The sequence below is a fragment of the Mesorhizobium sp. M0998 genome, assembly GCF_040318885.1.
Taxonomy (GTDB): domain Bacteria; phylum Pseudomonadota; class Alphaproteobacteria; order Rhizobiales; family Rhizobiaceae; genus Mesorhizobium.
Map to the genome: position 1 here is coordinate 50,540 of NZ_JAMYND010000017.1, position 15,643 is coordinate 66,182.

The following is a 15,643-nucleotide window of genomic DNA, read 5'->3' on the forward strand; positions in this document are numbered from 1 at the left end:
CGGCCGTCACATTCGCATTGCAGAATTCAGGCGGTCGATCATGGTCAAGGCGTGCTGCTTTTTGTCGAGATTGTAGGTCTCGGTTTCAGATATAGCGTTCAAAGCCTCGTGCCAAGTATCCGACAGCGTTTTGGCCCGCGCGAGATCGCCGGCGAGCGCGGCCTGGCTGGCGCCGGCCGACAGCAGATCAAGCGCACGGCGATTGAATATCTCGAACGGGATTGCCTGGTCGCGGCCGGCGACCGCCTCGGCAAGACGGTAGGCGCCAGCGACATCTATCTTCTTGGACATTACCAGGGCGTCGAGGGTGGCGGCGATTTCGAGCCCTCCATACTGCGTCAACAGGATCGCATTGCGCGCGCTGCCCCCTGCCCGCTCCGCCAGCGCCGCGCGCGCCCCAGGATCCTCCGGCGGCGGCGGCTCGATGCCTTCCAGAACCGTCATCAAGCTCTCGGCATCGAGCGGCGCCAACCGCACCATCTGGCAGCGCGACCGGATCGTCGGCAGCAGACTGCCCGGCGCATGGACGATGAGGATGAACAAGGTGCGCGCGGGTGGCTCTTCAAGATTCTTCAGCAAGGCATTGGCAGCATTGGTGTTCATGTCGTCGGCGGGATCGACGATAACCACCCGGTAGCTGCCGTCGTGCGAGGTCAGCGACAGAAAACGGCTGACCTTGCGGATTTCGTCGACCGTGACCACTGTCTTGAAGCTCTTGGTCTTGTCGTTCACCGGGCGTGTAAGATGCAGCACCGAAGGATGCGCGCCGGTGGCGATCTGTCGAAACAGCGACGAAGCCGGATCTGGAACGGCAAGGCTTTCCGGCGCCTGCTCGAAGGCCGGGTGCTTCAACAGATGATGCGCCAGGTGAAAGGCCAGCGTCGCCTTGCCGATGCCAACCGGTCCGGCAAAGATCAGTGCGTGCGGCAGCTTTCCCGAGCGGTAAGCGGTGGCGAGCATGTTGGCCGCCTGCAGGTGACCGACAAGACGCGGCGTCTCGGATGGCTCGGGCACCCCGTCCAGCGTGTCGTGCTGTTCGGGCGCGATGCGTTCGAAAATCATGCTGGCGCCGCCTGCTTTCTTTGCGCCGGCATCATCCTCTCGAGAGCCGCGAAGACCGCGGCGGTAACGACATCCTCCACCGCATCTAGGTCGGCTGAGGCATCGACGACAACGCAGCGTTCGGGTTCAGCTGAGGCGATCGCGAGAAACGCCTCGCGCCGGCGTTGGTGGATGGCCAATGTTTCTTTCTCGAAGCGGTCCGGTCCGTCACTGCTGCCCCGCCGGGCGGTAGCGCGCCTTAGGCCCTCGGCGGGGTCGATGTCGAAGATCAGTGTCATGTCCGGCACCATGCCGTTGATGGCGACCTTCTCCAATGCGTCCATGAATGCCGGGTCGAGGCCGCCGGTGACGCCCTGGTAGACGCGCGAGGAATCCATGAAACGATCGCAAAGTACGACCGAACCGCGCTCGACTGCGGGCCGGATGACCTGTTCGACATGGTCGGAACGCGCAGCGGCGAAAAGCAGAGCTTCCATCTTGGGGCCGAACGGCTCGGCTGCGCCTGAAAGCAGGACATGCCTGACCGCCTCCGCGCCCGGCGAGCCACCCGGCTCACGTGTCACCAGCACATCGTATTTCTTGGCGCGCATCTTCTTTGCCAGCCGCTCGATCTGCGTCGACTTGCCTGCTCCTTCGCCGCCTTCAAAAGTGATGAAAAATCCGCGCGCCAAAGCCTTTGTCCATACTTCGGGGACCGTATAGTCCCGGCGGGAAAAAAGGTCCACCGCGACGGTGCTAACGCAGCCAGCCGACGGCCAGTTCCTTGGCGGCGTCGAGCGCGCGCTGCGGCAGCGAACCGACACCGATCGACTCGGCGGCAAACAGCGGCGTCTCCTGGCTCAGCGTATCGCCGATCCAGACGCGCAGCGTACCCACCGGCTGCCCCTCCTCCACCGGCGCTGCCACCGGTCCGTCATAGACGATCCTGGCGGTGAGCTTGTCGCGGTTGGTGATCGGCCGGAAGATCTGCACCGGTCCTTTTGCCTTTAACGCGACACCGGACTTGGCGCCGCCAAAGACCTGGGCTTCGCCAACCACTTCGTCCTTGGCGAATACTTCAGTCTTCTCGAAGGAGCGAACGCCCCAGTCGAGCAGCTTTCGCGCTTCCTCAGCCCGCTCACGGTCGTTTGCCAGACCGCTCATCGCCGCGATCACCCTTGTGCCGTTGTGGCTGACCGAGCCGACAATGCCGAACCCGGATTGCTCGCTGGCACCGACCGCGAGCCCGTCGGCGCCTATGTCCATGGCCAGTAGCGGATTGCGGTTCCTCTGGGAAATCTTGTTCCAGGTAAAATCCTTCTGGCCGTAATAGCGGTAGAGATCCGGGTAGTTGCGCCAGATATGCAGCGCCAGAAGCGCGAGTTCGCGAACGCTCGTTTGCTGCCCATCGGCCGGCAGACCGGTGGAATTGACGAAAGTCGATTTCTGCAAGCCGATCTGGCGGGCACGCCCGGTCATCTGCGCCGCGAAGTTTGCTTCGGACCCGGCCATCCCTTCAGCGATGACGATACAGCCGTCATTGGCCGCCTGCACGGTCACGCCCTGGATCAGGTCTTCCAGCCGGATCGTCGACTTGAGCTTGGCGAACATGGTCGATGTCCCCGAAGGAGCGCCGCCTTTGCGCCAGGCGTTCTCGCTCACCACGAAGGTGTCATCGAGCGTCATGCGCCCTGATTTGATGGCGTCGAAAGCCACTTCCATCGTCATCAGCTTGGCCAGCGAGGCCGGCGGGATCAACCTGTCGGCGTCCTTGGAAAACAGCACGGTTCCGGTTTCGGCATCGATCATGAAGGCCTGGGCGGCCTTGGTCTCGAAAAGCTGAGCTGAGGCCTGCGCAAGCGAGAGCAGCAGCAGGCCGAGCGCCACAAGCCCGGTGAAAGGGTGAAAAGATTTCATCAGGTTCGACCAATGAGCCGGCGCTTTTGCAAGTTGGCAGAAGCTATCAGGCTTTTGCCTGGCGGATCAATCGCGCGCGAAAAAACCAGGCAGCCCCAAGCTCAGTTGCGTACAGCAAGCGCATCCGGCGCACCATGCGACCACGCTGCCTGCAGCATCTCGTCCAGGCTGCCACGACCGTCGGCAAAGAGGTTGACCGAGTACCAGTCCTTGCCTTCAAGTTCCGAGCGCTGGATTTCGGTCTTGCCGAAGCTGGAAAGCTGGGCAGCCACACGCTCCGCTTCGGCGGCATTCTCGAATGAACCCGCCGCGACATAGGCGGTGGGCGACCCGGCTGGAGGGGCTTGCCGCTTCCACGATTGAAGAAGCTCGGCGGACGACATGCCGGTGCGATCCAGCCCGGCAAACGCGTTGGAGGCGCGCTGCACGCGCTCGTCGGCGTAAGACAGCGACGCCATGGTGAACGGCGATTGCGCCGGCAGGTTGATCTCCGGACGCTCCGGCACGATCGGGCCGAAATCGGGCAGTACAATGTCTCCCGAAGCAGATGCTTGCACCGCCATGACAGGCCGTGCATCGGATCCCTGCCCGGAATTCGTCAGCTGACCGGGGAACGGCACGGCAGCAGCGCTCACCGGCAGGCTTGGCGACGGCCCATTCATCGCGACCATGACGCCGCTGGGCAGACCGTCCGACGGATCCGGCGCCCTGTTGCCTGGACGATACGAAGCCACCAGATACTGCCCGTCATTGCCTTCGAGCGGCGCACGGCCGACATATTCAACCTTCACCTCGGCCGTACCGACATTGGCATAATCGAGCATTTCAGCAGCGCGCTTCGAAACATCGATGATGCGTCCATCATGATAGGGCCCGCGGTCGTTGACGCGCACGATCACCGAGCTGCCGGTCTTCATGTTGGTGACCCGCGCATAGCTCGGCAGCGGCATGGTCGGATGCGCCGCCGTCAGATCTGCCATGTCGTAGACTTCGCCGTTGGCCGTCAACCGGCCGTGGAAGGCCTCACCATACCAGGATGCGAGGCCAACCTTGGCGTAACGTTTGTCTTCCTTCGGATAATACCACTTGCCGCGCACCTGATAGGGCTTGCCGAGCTGGTCGCGTCCGCGAGACGTCTTGAACATGACGCGCGGGCTGGCTTTCACGCCGTATTCGGCTTCGGAAAAATATTCCTTGGAGCGAGGTTTCTTGTTGACCATCGCCCTTTGCTGCGGCCCGGCACATGCTGCAAGAAAGGCTGCCGACAAGGCAAACAGCGCGAAAGCAGAAGCGCGACGAAGACGCGGGCGCGCCGTGGTCTGCATATTTTGATTGTCCCCTATAGCATCGACGAAGGCACCGCAGCATGAACGTCAGCGATGCCAAAGCACCCACTTCAGAAACGCCGGCGACGTCCTACCCCAATCCTTTTTGTGCGCAGGAATTGTTTATCACCGTATTAACCGATTGTGGTCGGAACCGGGCGAGATTGTGGCATGGACCGCCTCGCTGATCGGCATGAAAATCATCGCTTATCGATCAGAAACGCTCGTTGGTGGCGCACTTTGCCCCTGGCTTGGCGTATCTGCGAGCGCAGATTCAGGGACCGAAGATCACAAGTTCGGTGAACGTCAGATCTCCAGGTGCGGGTGGTCTGGGACCTTTGAAGTATTTCAGCCCCTTGTTGGGGCGGTACCATCCCACTAAGCCTGGAATCGGTTCCTTGGCGTCGACAAAGCAAACCAGGATTCCGCTTCGCAAGAGAAAGCGCCCCATCGCGCCGGCGCAGCGGCTCAAATCCGCAAGCGAGCGGCAATAGATGACTTGGTGGCATCGGATAACACCGTGCAACATTCGGCGCGGCATCAACACAAGGGGGAACGCTGCTCCGTCGCAAATGCAGATCAACGACAGGCAGCCCAGCGCGGCGTGTTCCGACAGTATGTATCTCTCACTCTCGGGCAGCATCGCCAATTCCGGGAGATCGGGACGCACTTCGACCACGCGACATGACCGCTGCGCCGAACTTAAAGCCGGCAAGAAGGTAAATTGTCCGCTGGAGAAGAGCCGAAAGCCGAGCGCCCGGTTGGCTTTCAATGTCGCTTGTGCAGGCGAAATGTTCGTGTAGGTCACGTCCTTCCGCTTGAGAACCGCCGCAACCAACATGGCGCCATAGGGACGGAAATCTGCATCGACTGACCAGCTTGAAAGATTGCAGCGAATTTCCTCGCTCTCCGACCCGTGATAGCGAGCATAAAGGGTGAGCACGACGCCGACGATCCGACCGGCATGCTCCAAAGCAAAGCCATATTGTGGGAACTCGGCAACCACAGGCCGCTGCGACAAGCGGGTCAGAGCGTGTATCCAGTAACTCCGATTACGCGCCGGAAAGCCCCTGCACAGGCAATCAACCACTCCCTCCCAGTCGGTTTCGCGGACTGGTCTACAGCGAAGACCGGGCGGGAGAGCGCCAAGTACGGCCAAAATCAACTCCAGAATACGATTTACTTACATGTGCCTAACGCGCCCAACATATCAGCGCTCAACGATTAATAGTCCGTGCGGGTTTTAAAAACGATTTTCCACACTCAGCACAAACACAGCTCGCCATGACGCTGCTCACCGCCCTGGATCGCGCCGAAAGGTGCGGCCGCCACGGTTGACTTGGCGCTGAATGCGGCTTTACAGGAATGGAGCGCGAACCGGTCGGGGAACGTCCTGGTGCCAATCCGGTACCGACAACTCGAACCCGCTCCTCTCGCGATATCCTAAGTGATTGAAAAATCACCTTGGAGGGATGGCCGAGCGGTTTAAGGCACCGGTCTTGAAAACCGGCGTGGGTGCAAGCCCACCGTGGGTTCGAATCCCACTCCCTCCGCCATATCCGTCTTCAATCCTGCAGGCATGACGTCGAGTTTTCCGCTCGTCGGATTCTCGACTGCCTGGGTTTAACAGGCCGGTCCGCTTCGGGGCGACCGCCGCTTTGCCCCATGCAGCGCACCACCTCTCGCGTCGCTGAAATGCAACAGGTGCTGATCGTGGCAACGATACCAAAGTACCGGTGATACTATTGCGTAATCAACAACCTGCCACAAAGCGAAGACTGTCACCCGCCGCGCAGCCGCGCTTCGTCGGGTTGATTTCTCCGCCCGAATATGATGCTTCTCCCGCCCATGAATAAACTATTTTCTGCGGTCCTCGCATGGACGATAGTGGCTTGGCCGGCCAGCGCAATGGACAGCGCATTGCGCGCCGGCCTGCTGAAACTCGATCCGCAAACCCGGCTGGAGCAGCGATGCGACGCCGAAATTCTCGACCGGATTACCCGCGACGACCACAAATACAAAGCCGATCGTGTCGTCGCCTACGCTTTTGCGACGCCCGAAATGGGCGCCGATGCGATCAAGAGCCCGGGTGCTGCGTTTCGCAGCAAGGGACAGTGGTACCGGCTGAAATTCAAATGCGAAACAGCGCCGGACCATATGGAAGTCCTGCAGCTCCGCTATCGGATCGGTGATGAAATTCCGGAAAGCGACTGGCCCAAATACAATCTCTATAACTAGGCATTCGCGACCTGTGGCCGCATTTTGCCGGTGTTCGGGCCGATCGTCGCAAACTCTGTATATTGCCGCAATAACGGGCGGTTTGCCGACCTTGTTCCAACCAGTCCCTTGACGCGCAGGAACCATACACGTTAGGCCCTCCAGGCATTCGACGCGAACGGTCGGCCAACCAGCAAGGGACTTCCAGTCGATGGAAATTTTCACTGCCGCGGGCTTCTCTGCCCTGCTCCAGGTCATCGCCATCGACCTCGTGCTTGCAGGCGATAACGCCATCGTCATCGGCTTGGCCGCGGCGGGCTTGCCGGTCGAGCAGCGCAAGAGAGCGATTCTCATCGGCGTGGTGGCGGCGACGGTGCTGCGTATCGGTTTTGCTGCGATCACCGTCACCCTGTTACAGATTGTCGGCCTGCTGCTGGCCGGCGGCATCTTGCTGCTGTGGGTGTGCTGGAAAATGTATCGCGAGCTGCGCACGTCGTATGCCGACGAGGTGGAGGCGACCGAAGCGCTGTCCAATTCCGATATCAACAGCGATGATATGGTGGCCGGCAAGGCGCGCAAGAAGACCTTGGGTCAGGCGGCATTGCAGATCGTCATCGCCGACGTGTCGATGTCGCTCGACAACGTACTGGCGGTCGCCGGCGCGGCGCGCGATCACTTCCAGGTGCTGGTGATAGGCCTCGTCCTGTCGATCGCGCTGATGGGCCTTGCCGCGAGCTTCATCGCCAAGCTGCTGCACCGCCATCGCTGGATCGCCTATATCGGCCTTTTGATCATCTTTTATGTCGCACTCGATATGATCTACCGGGGCGCGGTGGAAGTCTTGCCGCATGTCAGCAGTGCGGTGAGCTGACACGCCGACTCGAATTCTCATCGGCCGGCCTTTCAGCTTCGGCGAGCCTTCGGCGACGCTGGCGGTTGCGTTTCGCCGCAGCCGCTGCCCATACCAATGCCGCGACAAGTGTGATACTGCGCCGCCAATCCTGAAAATCCGGAAAAGCTTAGATGTCCGCCCCTCGCGTCAGTTTCGTCAGCCTTGGATGCCCGAAAGCCCTTGTGGATTCCGAGCGCATTATCACCCGCCTGCGCGCCGAAGGCTACGAGATCGCCCGCAAGCACGACGGCGCCGACCTGGTCGTCGTCAACACCTGTGGCTTCCTCGATTCGGCTCGCGACGAATCGCTCAACGCCATCGGCTCCGCACTTTCGGAGAATGGCAAAGTTATCGTCACCGGCTGCCTCGGCGCCGAGCCGGACGTCATCCGTGAAAGACATCCGAACGTCCTCGCCATCACCGGACCACAAGCTTATGAAAGCGTGATGGCGGCGGTGCATGAGGCTGCCCCCCCGAGCCATGATCCCCACATCGACCTTTTGCCGCCGCAAGGGGTCAAGCTCACGCCGCGCCACTATGCGTATCTCAAGATTTCGGAAGGCTGCAACAACCGCTGCACCTTCTGCATCATCCCGGCGCTGCGTGGCGACCTGGTATCGCGGCCGGCCGCCGACGTGTTGCGCGAAGCCGAGAAGCTGGCCAAGGCCGGGGTCAAGGAGATCCTCGTCATCTCGCAGGATACCAGCGCCTACGGCATCGACATCAAATACCAGACCAGCATGTTCGGCGATCGCGAAGTGCGGGCGAAATTCCTCGATCTATCGGAAGAACTGGGTAAGCTCGGTGTCTGGGTGCGCATGCACTATGTCTATCCCTACCCGCATGTCGCGGACGTCATTCCACTGATGGCCGAGGGCAAGATTCTTCCCTATCTCGATATCCCATTCCAGCACGCCTCGCCGCAGGTGCTGAAGAACATGCGCCGGCCCGCTCATGGCGAAAAGACGCTCGAGCGCATTCGCGGCTGGCGCGACGTCTGCCCGGACCTTGCCATCCGCTCCACCTTCATCGTCGGCTTCCCCGGCGAGACGGACGACGATTTCGAGATGCTGCTCGACTGGCTGGACGAGGCCAAGATCGACCGCGCCGGCTGTTTCAAATACGAGCCGGTCAGAGGCGCCCGCTCCAACGAGCTCGGCCTCGAGCAAGTGCCGCAGGAGATCAAGGAAGCCCGCTGGCACCGCTTCATGCAGCGCCAACAGAAGATTTCGGCAACGCAGCTAACCAAGAAAATTGGCAAGCGCCTGCCGGTCCTGATCGACGAGGCGCATGGCAATTCGGCCAAGGGCCGGACCAAATACGACGCGCCCGAAATCGACGGCTCGGTCCATATCCAGTCGCGGCGGCCACTGCGCGCCGGCGACATCGTCACGGTCAAGATCGAGCGCGCCGACGCTTACGACCTTTACGGCTCAGCAGTCTGATATTCCGTCCAAAATGAAAAAGGGCGCCACGTGGCGCCCTTTCGTTCGATATGTTTCCGACCGCCTACTGCGGCAGCTTGTCGTCGACGCCCTTCACGTAGAAATTCATGCCGAGCAACGTGGCGTCGTCGGCGACCTCGCCCTCCTTCAGCCAAGGTGTGCCGTCCTGCTTGGCGATCGGCCCGGTGAAGGGGTTCCAGCCGTCGGCGATCTTCTTGGTGGTGGCTTCGGCCATCGCCTTGACGTCGTCGGGCATGTTGGTGAACGGCGCCAGCTTGACGGCGCCGTCCTTAATGCCGAGCCAGACATTGTCTGGCTTCCAGGTGCCGTCGAGCGCCGCCTGGACCCGGCTGATGTAGTAGGGACCCCACTCGTCGGTCAGCGCGGTCAGCTGCGCGTGCGGCGCGAACTTGATCATGTCGGAGGACTGCCCGAAGCCGTGCAGCTTGCGCTCCTCCGCCACCTGCAAGGCAGCGGTCGAGTCGGTGTGCTGGACGACGATATCGGCGCCCTGGTCGAACAATGCCTTGGCAGCATCGGCCTCCTTGCCCGGATCGAACCAGGAGTTCACCCACACGATCTTCGCCTTGAAGTTCGGGTTGATCGACTGTGCGCCGAGCATAAAGGAATTTATGCCCATCACCACTTCCGGGATCGGGAAGGAAACGATGTAGCCGGCGACGCCCGACTTCGATTGCTTGGCGGCGATCTGGCCAAGCACGTAGCGGCCTTCGTAGAAACGCGCATTGTAGATGCCGAGATTTTCGGCCGTCTTGTAGCCGGTGGCGTGCTCGAACATCACCTTGGGGAATTTCTTGGCGATCTTCACTTCCGGGTCCATGAAGCCGAAGGACGTGCCGAAAATGATCTTGCATCCCTCGCGCGCCAGGCGCTCGAAGGCGCGGTCGGCATCGGGGCCTTCGGAGACGTTTTCGAGATAGGCGGTCTCGACTTTGTCGCCGAGTGCCTTTTCCACCTCGAGGCGGCCTTGGTCGTGCTGGTAGGAGTAGCCGAAATCGCCGATCGGGCCGGTGTAGACCCAGCACGCCTTCAGCTTGTCCGCCGCCTCGGCTGATGCCGCCAGCGACAATGCGGCCGTCGCCGCCATCAGGGCAATAAGCAGTTTTTTCATTGTGTTACCTCTCTGAGTTAAGCCTTGGAGCTTCCGTCTTTTTGTTGTCAACGATCCGGAACGAATGGCTGGCCCAAGGAGGCCGGCGTGTTCATCATCGTCAAACGCTTGTTGCGCGAAATTAGAACGAGAACCACGACGGTTGCCAGATAGGGCAGCGAAGAAAGCAGTTGCGAGGGAAACGATTTTAAGAACGCAATTAACTTGTAGAGCAACCAGGGCGCATCGACGAAGTCCTGCAGATTTATGGCTTGGACGTGAAGCTGGCCAACCCAGATCGCGCCGAAAATATAGGCGCCGGCCAGCACCCGCCATGGCCGCCAGGAGGCGAAGACGACCAGAGCCAGCGCGATCCAGCCGCGGCCGGCGGTCATGTTCTCCACCCATTGCGGTGTGTAGACCAGCGATAGGTGACCGCCGGCGAGGCCGGCACAAGCGCCGCCGAAAATCACTGAGAGATAGCGGTAGCGGATGACATGGATGCCAAGCGCATGGGCGGATGCATGGCTGTCGCCGATCGAGCGCAGCGTGAGCCCGGTGCGGGTCTTGAACAGGAACCACATGACGGCGGCGGTCAGCGCGATCGAGATGTAGAAGATTGGATCCTGGCCGAACAGCAGCCTGCCAACGACCGGGATTGCGGTCAGGCCGGGAATATCGAGGTTTGGCAGCCTTTCGCCGGGCTGGCCGACAAAATTCGTTCCCATCATGCCGGAAAGGCCGAGGCCGAGCAGTGTCAGCGACAGGCCGGTGGCCACCTGATTGGTGGCCAGCGACAGCGTCATGACGGCGAACAGCAGCGAGAACACTGCCCCCATGGTGATTGCCGCCAACAGCCCTATCCAAGGCGAGCCGGTGAGATAGCCGGCGCCGAAACCGCCGACGGCACCCATGATCATCATTCCTTCGACGCCGAGATTGAGCACACCCGAACGTTCGACCACCAGTTCGCCGATCGCCGCGATCAGCAGCGGCGTCGCCGCCGTCGCGATGGTCAAGAGGATGTTGACGGTGATGTCCATCAGCGGGCTTCCTCCAGCTTCGGCCCTGCCTCGAGCTTCGGCGCGGAAAAGCCGGTCAGGCGAATGCGGTAATGGATGAGCGTGTCGCAGCCGAGCACGAAGAACAAAAGCATGCCCTGGAACACGCGCGCCACCTTGTCGGAGATGCCGAGCGCGCTTTGCACTGCCTCGCCGCCCAGATAGGTCAGCGCCAGCACAAGGCCTGCGGCGACGATGCCGAGCGGATTGAGCCGGCCGAGAAATGCCACGATGATAGCGGTAAATCCGTAGCCGGGCGAGATCACCGGCTGCAATTGTCCGATGGCTCCCGAGACCTCCGAAATCCCTGCAAGTCCGGCCAGTGCGCCCGACAGCAGGAAGGCAAAGAAGACCATGCGGTTAAGGCCAAACCCGGCGAAGCGCCCTGCCCTCGGGCTTGAGCCGAGCACGCGGACCTCGAAGCCTTTCAGCATACGGCTCATCAGGATCCAGATCAGTATCGCCGCGATCAGCGCGAAGACAAATCCCCAGTTTGCCCGGCCGGATTCCGGGAGGAGTTCCGGCAGTATCGCCGAGTCGTTGAACTGGATGGTCTGCGGGAAACCATGGCCCTGCGGATCGCGCCACGGCCCGCGTACGAGCCAATCGAGGAAGAGCTGGGCGACATAGACCAGCATCAGGCTGGTCAGGATCTCGTTGGTGTTGAAGCGCGTCTTCAGCAGTGCCGGGATTGCAGCATAGGCGGCCCCACCGACCATGCCGAGCAGAAGCATCAGCGGCAGCACCAATGGGCCTTCGAACTGCGGAAACAGCACGGGGATGATCGAGCCGACAATGCCGCCCAGGATGAACTGGCCTTCGGCGCCGATGTTCCAGATGTTGGCCTTGTAGCAGACCGACAGTCCGACGGCGATCAGGATCAGGGGGGCGGCCTTGATCGCCAGCTCATGCAACTGCCAGACCTGGCTGATCGGTTCGATGAAGTAGATGCGGAACGCGGTCAACGGGTTGACGCCGAGCAGCGCGAACATGATGGCACCGGCAATGATCGTCAAAACGAAAGCGATGAAAGGCGAGAGTGCCGAAAACAGCATCGAGCGCTGCGGGCGTTTTACAAGTTCGAGGCGCATCAGGCCGTCTCCAGCGTATGTTCGGCATGACCGGGTTCGGCGCCGCCCATCAGCAGTCCGATTTTCTCGAATGTCGCTTCAGCTATCGGCAGCGGCTTCGACAATTCGCCATTGTGCATTACCGTGATCGCATCGGAAATCTCGAACAGCTCGTCGAGGTCCTGGCTGATCACCAGCACCGCCGAGCCGCTGCGCGCCAGTTCGATCAGCGCCTGGCGGATGTGGGCCGCCGCACCCGCGTCGACCCCCCAGGTCGGCTGATTGACCACCAAGACGCTTGGCCGGCGGTCGAGTTCGCGGCCAACGATGAATTTCTGCAGATTGCCGCCCGAAAGAGCCGCTGCCTCCGGATCCGGCGCGCTCTTGCGCACGTCCATTGCCTTTATGATGCGCTGGGCAGCGGTATGGATCGCATCGCCTTTGACCATTCCACCGGTGCCGACAAACATCTTGCCATCGGTGGCGTGGCGCGACAGAAGCAGGTTCTCCGAAAGCTTCATGCGCGGTGCTGCGCCATGGCCGAGCCGCTCTTCCGGGACGAAGGCAGCGCCCATCAGACGCCTGCCGGTGATGGTGAGGCCACCGGCATCCTTGCCGCGGATGCGGACCGAGCCGGCATCCTGCTGCAGCACCTCGCCGGAAACGGATTCGAAGAATTCGCCCTGGCCGTTGCCGGCCACACCGGCAATGCCGATCACCTCGCCGGCGCGGACTTCAAGATTGATGTTCCTGAGCGGGATCGAGAACGGGGTCGCCGGCTTGCGGGTGAGTTCGCGGATTTGAAGCAGCACCGGCGCGGTCTCGATACCCTCGGCCGGCGCCCGCACCACGGCCAGCACCTCGTTGCCGACCATCATCCGCGCCAACGAAGACGCGGTTTCCTGGCGCGGATTGCAATGGCCGACCACCTTGCCATGACGCAGCACGGTGGCGCGGTCGCAGATCCGTTTGACCTCTTCCAGCCGGTGCGAAATGTAGAGGATGGACTTTCCTTCCGAACGCAGCCGTTCGAGCGTCTCGAACAACTTATCGGCCTCCTGCGGCGTCAGCACCGAAGTTGGTTCGTCGAGGATGATAAGTTGCGGCGTCTGCAGCAGGCAGCGGATGATTTCGATGCGCTGACGCTCGCCGACCGACAGATCACCGACCAGCGATAGCGGATCGAGAGGCAGGCCGTAACTGTAGGAGAGCGCCCTCGCCTTGGCCGCGATCGTACTGATCGGCGAGCCGTCATCCAGCGACAGCGCGATGTTCTCCGCCGCCGTCAGCGCTTCGAACAGGGAAAAATGCTGGAAAACCATGCCGATGCCGAGCTTTTTTGCGGTGCCGGGGCTGGTGATCCTGACCACCTGGCCGTTCCAGAAAATCTCGCCGGAATTCGGTTCCAGCGATCCAAACAGCATTTTCACCAGGGTCGACTTGCCAGCGCCGTTCTCGCCAAGCAACGCATGGATCTCGCCCTTGGCGATGTTGAGATCGACATGGTCGCACGCCGTCAACGTGCCGAATATCTTTGTGAGGCCGCGAACCTCAAGCAGGTTTGCGCCGTCCTGATCTGCACTCACGGTGCCTCCATCTGGTTTGCCAGACATGTTCTGTGTTCCCGCAAGCATCGTATGCGCGGGCTGCTCTCTACGGTAAGCGCCTCACGACTTGAAAGAGCTTCAAGAATTTCAGCGGAAACTCAAGCGGTAAAGAGCAGTTCGCAAGAACGCCGGCGTCGGCGGCCCGAAACGGCGGGCACCTAAGGGATAAGTATTGTTGTCCCGGTGGTCCGGCGCCCTTCGAGATCGGAATGCGCTTTGCCGGCCTCGCTGAGCGCGTAACGCTGGTTGATCTTGATCTTGACGGCGCCGCTGAGCACCACACCGAACAAGGCGGCGGCGGAAGCTTCGAGGTCTTCGCGCTTGGCATTATAGACGAACAGTGTCGGCCGCGTTGCGAACAGCGAGCCCTTCTGCGCCAGCAACGAGATGCTGAAGGGCGGGATCGGCCCAGACGATTGACCGAAGCTGACGAAAGTGCCGAGCGGCCGCAGGCAATCGAGCGAGGCTGGAAATGTGTCGTTGCCGACTGAATCGTAGACAACGTCGCATTTCTTGCCACCGGTGATAGCGGCAACGCCGGCCACGAAATCCTGTTCGCGATAGTTGATCACGTGGTCGAAGCCATGCGCCTTGGCGAGCTCGATCTTGTCGGTGGAACTCGCCGTGCCGATCACTGTCGCGCCGAGATGCTTGGCCCATTGGCCGAGGATCAGCCCGACACCGCCGGCCGCCGCATGAAACAGGATCGTGTCGCCGGCTTTCACCTTGAATGTACGGCGCAACAGATATTCGGCGGTCATGCCCTTTAGCATCATGGCTGCGGCCTGTTCGTCGCTGATGCCGTCCGGCACCTTCACCACGCGGTCGGCGGCGATCACGCGCTGCCCGGCATAGGCGCCGGTCGTCACGGCGTAGGCGATGCGATCGCCGGGTTTGAGCCAGTCGACATCCGAGCCGACATCCAAGACCACGCCGGCCGCCTCGCCGCCAGGGATCAGCGGAAATCCGCCCTGCGGCGGATAAAGGCCAGAGCGATAATAGACGTCGATGAAATTGAGACCGATCGCGGTATGCTTGACCAGGATCTGTCCCGAGCCCGGCTGCCCGGGATCGGCATCCTCATAGGTCAGGACCTCCGGGCCGCCATGGGCATGGATGCGGATCGCTTTGGACATCTTCTGGCTCTCTTGGGATCAGGCTTTCTTATCCGGCTTGGCGCCGAGATTTGGGAAGAACTGCATGATAGCGCCGATGCAGGCGAGGTAAAGCCCGGTGAACGTAATCCCGAACTTGATGAAATCGCTGACCTGCTCGCCCAGCACGCCGATCTGGTCGTAGAAGGAGGCAAGTGCGGCCTGCGCCAGCGCCAGCGCGCCGAAAGCGCACCAAAGCAGCGTCATGCCGAGATTGATTGGCCGCAGCCGCTTCACCCGCACCGGATGGATGAAATTGATCGGCACGAAGGTGAGAATGCCGGCCACCACGACCACGGCGAAAGAAACCCATTGTCCGGGCTCGATGACGAACAGCGTGAACACCACCATGTTCCAGACGACCGGAAAGCCCTTGAAGAAATTCTCCTTCGTCTTCATGCCGGTATCGGCATAGTAGATTGCGCTCGACACCACGATGATCGCCGCCGACAGGAACGACAGGCGCTCGCCCATGAAACCGCGCTGATAGAGCGCGAAGGCCGGAATCAACACGTAGGTCACGTAATCGATGATGTTGTCGAGCAGTTCGCCCGACCAAGTCGGCAGGATTTCCTTGACATCGAGCTTCCTGGCGATCGGCCCGTCGATGCCGTCGACGAAAAGCGCCAGCCCCAGCCACCAGAACATCGCCGTCCAGCGCTGCTCGCTTGCTGCCACCAGCGACAGAAACGCCAGGAATGAGCCCGACGCGGTCAAGAGATGGACCGAGAACGCCCGCGCCTGAGGCCACGTGACTTTCTTCTTCGGCCGCGGAATCCGGTCGGCGATTTTCCTGGCCGTCG

Annotated in this window: 14 protein-coding genes and 1 tRNA gene; 4 read left to right on the top strand and 11 right to left on the bottom strand. The window is 61.3% G+C overall.

Annotated features, from left to right (window positions below; all coding sequences use genetic code 11):
- Positions 1-6 precede the first annotated feature (6 nt).
- The 5 genes from NKH59_RS17750 to NKH59_RS17770 all read right to left on the bottom strand — a co-directional run bounded on the left by NKH59_RS17750 (position 7) and on the right by NKH59_RS17770 (position 5,289).
- Complete coding sequence (locus NKH59_RS17750; protein WP_352750099.1) at positions 7-1,062, bottom strand: DNA polymerase III subunit delta'; 1,056 nt, start codon at positions 1,060-1,062, stop codon at positions 7-9.
- A complete protein-coding gene (tmk, locus tag NKH59_RS17755) occupies positions 1,059-1,733 on the bottom strand; it encodes a dTMP kinase (RefSeq protein WP_352542016.1) in 675 nt (224 codons plus the stop codon). Before tmk ends, NKH59_RS17750 begins: the two co-directional genes overlap by 4 nt.
- Before the next feature lie 64 nt (positions 1,734-1,797).
- The gene (locus tag NKH59_RS17760; protein WP_353022627.1) at positions 1,798-2,958 is read right to left on the bottom strand and encodes a D-alanyl-D-alanine carboxypeptidase family protein; all 1,161 of its coding nucleotides are present in this window, start codon (positions 2,956-2,958) and stop codon (positions 1,798-1,800) included.
- Between the two features lie 101 nt (positions 2,959-3,059).
- Positions 3,060-4,283: a septal ring lytic transglycosylase RlpA family protein gene (locus NKH59_RS17765; protein ID WP_352815553.1), complete on the bottom strand. Its 1,224-nt coding sequence runs from the start codon at positions 4,281-4,283 to the stop codon at positions 3,060-3,062.
- A 274-nt stretch (positions 4,284-4,557) separates the two neighbouring features.
- Positions 4,558-5,289 carry a hypothetical protein gene (locus NKH59_RS17770; RefSeq protein ID WP_352471863.1) on the bottom strand — a complete coding sequence of 244 codons (732 nt, stop codon included), beginning with the start codon at positions 5,287-5,289 and terminating at the stop codon, positions 4,558-4,560.
- 460 nt (positions 5,290-5,749) lie between these two features.
- Here NKH59_RS17770 and NKH59_RS17775 point away from each other — a divergent pair.
- From NKH59_RS17775 to rimO, 4 genes are all read left to right on the top strand, one after another.
- Positions 5,750-5,839, top strand: a tRNA-Ser gene (locus NKH59_RS17775).
- Between the two features lie 274 nt (positions 5,840-6,113).
- Positions 6,114-6,521 (top strand): DUF930 domain-containing protein, encoded by a 408-nt coding sequence (locus tag NKH59_RS17780; RefSeq protein WP_036238130.1) that lies wholly within the window; start codon positions 6,114-6,116, stop codon positions 6,519-6,521.
- A 190-nt stretch (positions 6,522-6,711) separates the two neighbouring features.
- Positions 6,712-7,371, top strand: a complete 660-nt coding sequence (locus tag NKH59_RS17785; protein WP_023675054.1) for a TerC family protein — start codon at positions 6,712-6,714, stop codon at positions 7,369-7,371.
- A gap of 152 nt (positions 7,372-7,523) precedes the next feature.
- Positions 7,524-8,837, top strand: a complete 1,314-nt coding sequence (rimO, locus tag NKH59_RS17790; RefSeq protein WP_352448918.1) for a 30S ribosomal protein S12 methylthiotransferase RimO — start codon at positions 7,524-7,526, stop codon at positions 8,835-8,837.
- A 64-nt stretch (positions 8,838-8,901) separates the two neighbouring features.
- Here rimO and NKH59_RS17795 read toward each other — a convergent pair whose 3' ends face one another.
- The 6 genes from NKH59_RS17795 to pcsA form a co-directional block, all read right to left on the bottom strand.
- The gene (locus NKH59_RS17795) at positions 8,902-9,969 is read right to left on the bottom strand and encodes a BMP family ABC transporter substrate-binding protein (protein WP_352542018.1); all 1,068 of its coding nucleotides are present in this window, start codon (positions 9,967-9,969) and stop codon (positions 8,902-8,904) included.
- Between the two features lie 47 nt (positions 9,970-10,016).
- Positions 10,017-10,991 carry an ABC transporter permease gene (locus NKH59_RS17800; protein WP_352448916.1) on the bottom strand — a complete coding sequence of 325 codons (975 nt, stop codon included), beginning with the start codon at positions 10,989-10,991 and terminating at the stop codon, positions 10,017-10,019.
- Positions 10,991-12,103, bottom strand: coding sequence for an ABC transporter permease (locus tag NKH59_RS17805; RefSeq protein ID WP_352448966.1), 1,113 nt, complete (start codon positions 12,101-12,103; stop codon positions 10,991-10,993). The genes NKH59_RS17800 and NKH59_RS17805 overlap by 1 nt, the downstream gene beginning before the upstream one ends.
- Positions 12,100-13,692: an ABC transporter ATP-binding protein gene (locus NKH59_RS17810; RefSeq protein WP_502908708.1), complete on the bottom strand. Its 1,593-nt coding sequence runs from the start codon at positions 13,690-13,692 to the stop codon at positions 12,100-12,102. The genes NKH59_RS17805 and NKH59_RS17810 overlap by 4 nt, the downstream gene beginning before the upstream one ends.
- A gap of 152 nt (positions 13,693-13,844) precedes the next feature.
- Positions 13,845-14,822: a quinone oxidoreductase family protein gene (locus tag NKH59_RS17815; RefSeq protein WP_353022631.1), complete on the bottom strand. Its 978-nt coding sequence runs from the start codon at positions 14,820-14,822 to the stop codon at positions 13,845-13,847.
- 18 nt (positions 14,823-14,840) lie between these two features.
- Positions 14,841-15,617: a phosphatidylcholine synthase gene (pcsA, locus tag NKH59_RS17820; protein WP_502896505.1), complete on the bottom strand. Its 777-nt coding sequence runs from the start codon at positions 15,615-15,617 to the stop codon at positions 14,841-14,843.
- Positions 15,618-15,643: the final 26 nt, after the last annotated feature.

Excerpts from the sequence above, each read along its gene's own strand:
- NKH59_RS17765 (WP_352815553.1), bottom strand. The coding sequence starts at position 4,283 with ATGCAGACCACGGCGCGCCCGCGTCTTCGTCGCGCTTCTGCTTTCGCG.
- NKH59_RS17815 (WP_353022631.1), bottom strand. The coding sequence starts at position 14,822 with ATGTCCAAAGCGATCCGCATCCATGCCCATGGCGGCCCGGAGGTCCTG.
- NKH59_RS17795 (WP_352542018.1), bottom strand. The coding sequence starts at position 9,969 with ATGAAAAAACTGCTTATTGCCCTGATGGCGGCGACGGCCGCATTGTCG.
- NKH59_RS17780 (WP_036238130.1), top strand. The coding sequence starts at position 6,114 with ATGATGCTTCTCCCGCCCATGAATAAACTATTTTCTGCGGTCCTCGCA.
- NKH59_RS17760 (WP_353022627.1), bottom strand. The coding sequence starts at position 2,958 with ATGAAATCTTTTCACCCTTTCACCGGGCTTGTGGCGCTCGGCCTGCTG.
- NKH59_RS17750 (WP_352750099.1), bottom strand. The coding sequence starts at position 1,062 with ATGATTTTCGAACGCATCGCGCCCGAACAGCACGACACGCTGGACGGG.
- NKH59_RS17800 (WP_352448916.1), bottom strand. The coding sequence starts at position 10,991 with ATGGACATCACCGTCAACATCCTCTTGACCATCGCGACGGCGGCGACG.
- NKH59_RS17785 (WP_023675054.1), top strand. The coding sequence starts at position 6,712 with ATGGAAATTTTCACTGCCGCGGGCTTCTCTGCCCTGCTCCAGGTCATC.
- NKH59_RS17810 (WP_502908708.1), bottom strand. The coding sequence starts at position 13,692 with ATGTCTGGCAAACCAGATGGAGGCACCGTGAGTGCAGATCAGGACGGC.
- rimO (WP_352448918.1), top strand. The coding sequence starts at position 7,524 with ATGTCCGCCCCTCGCGTCAGTTTCGTCAGCCTTGGATGCCCGAAAGCC.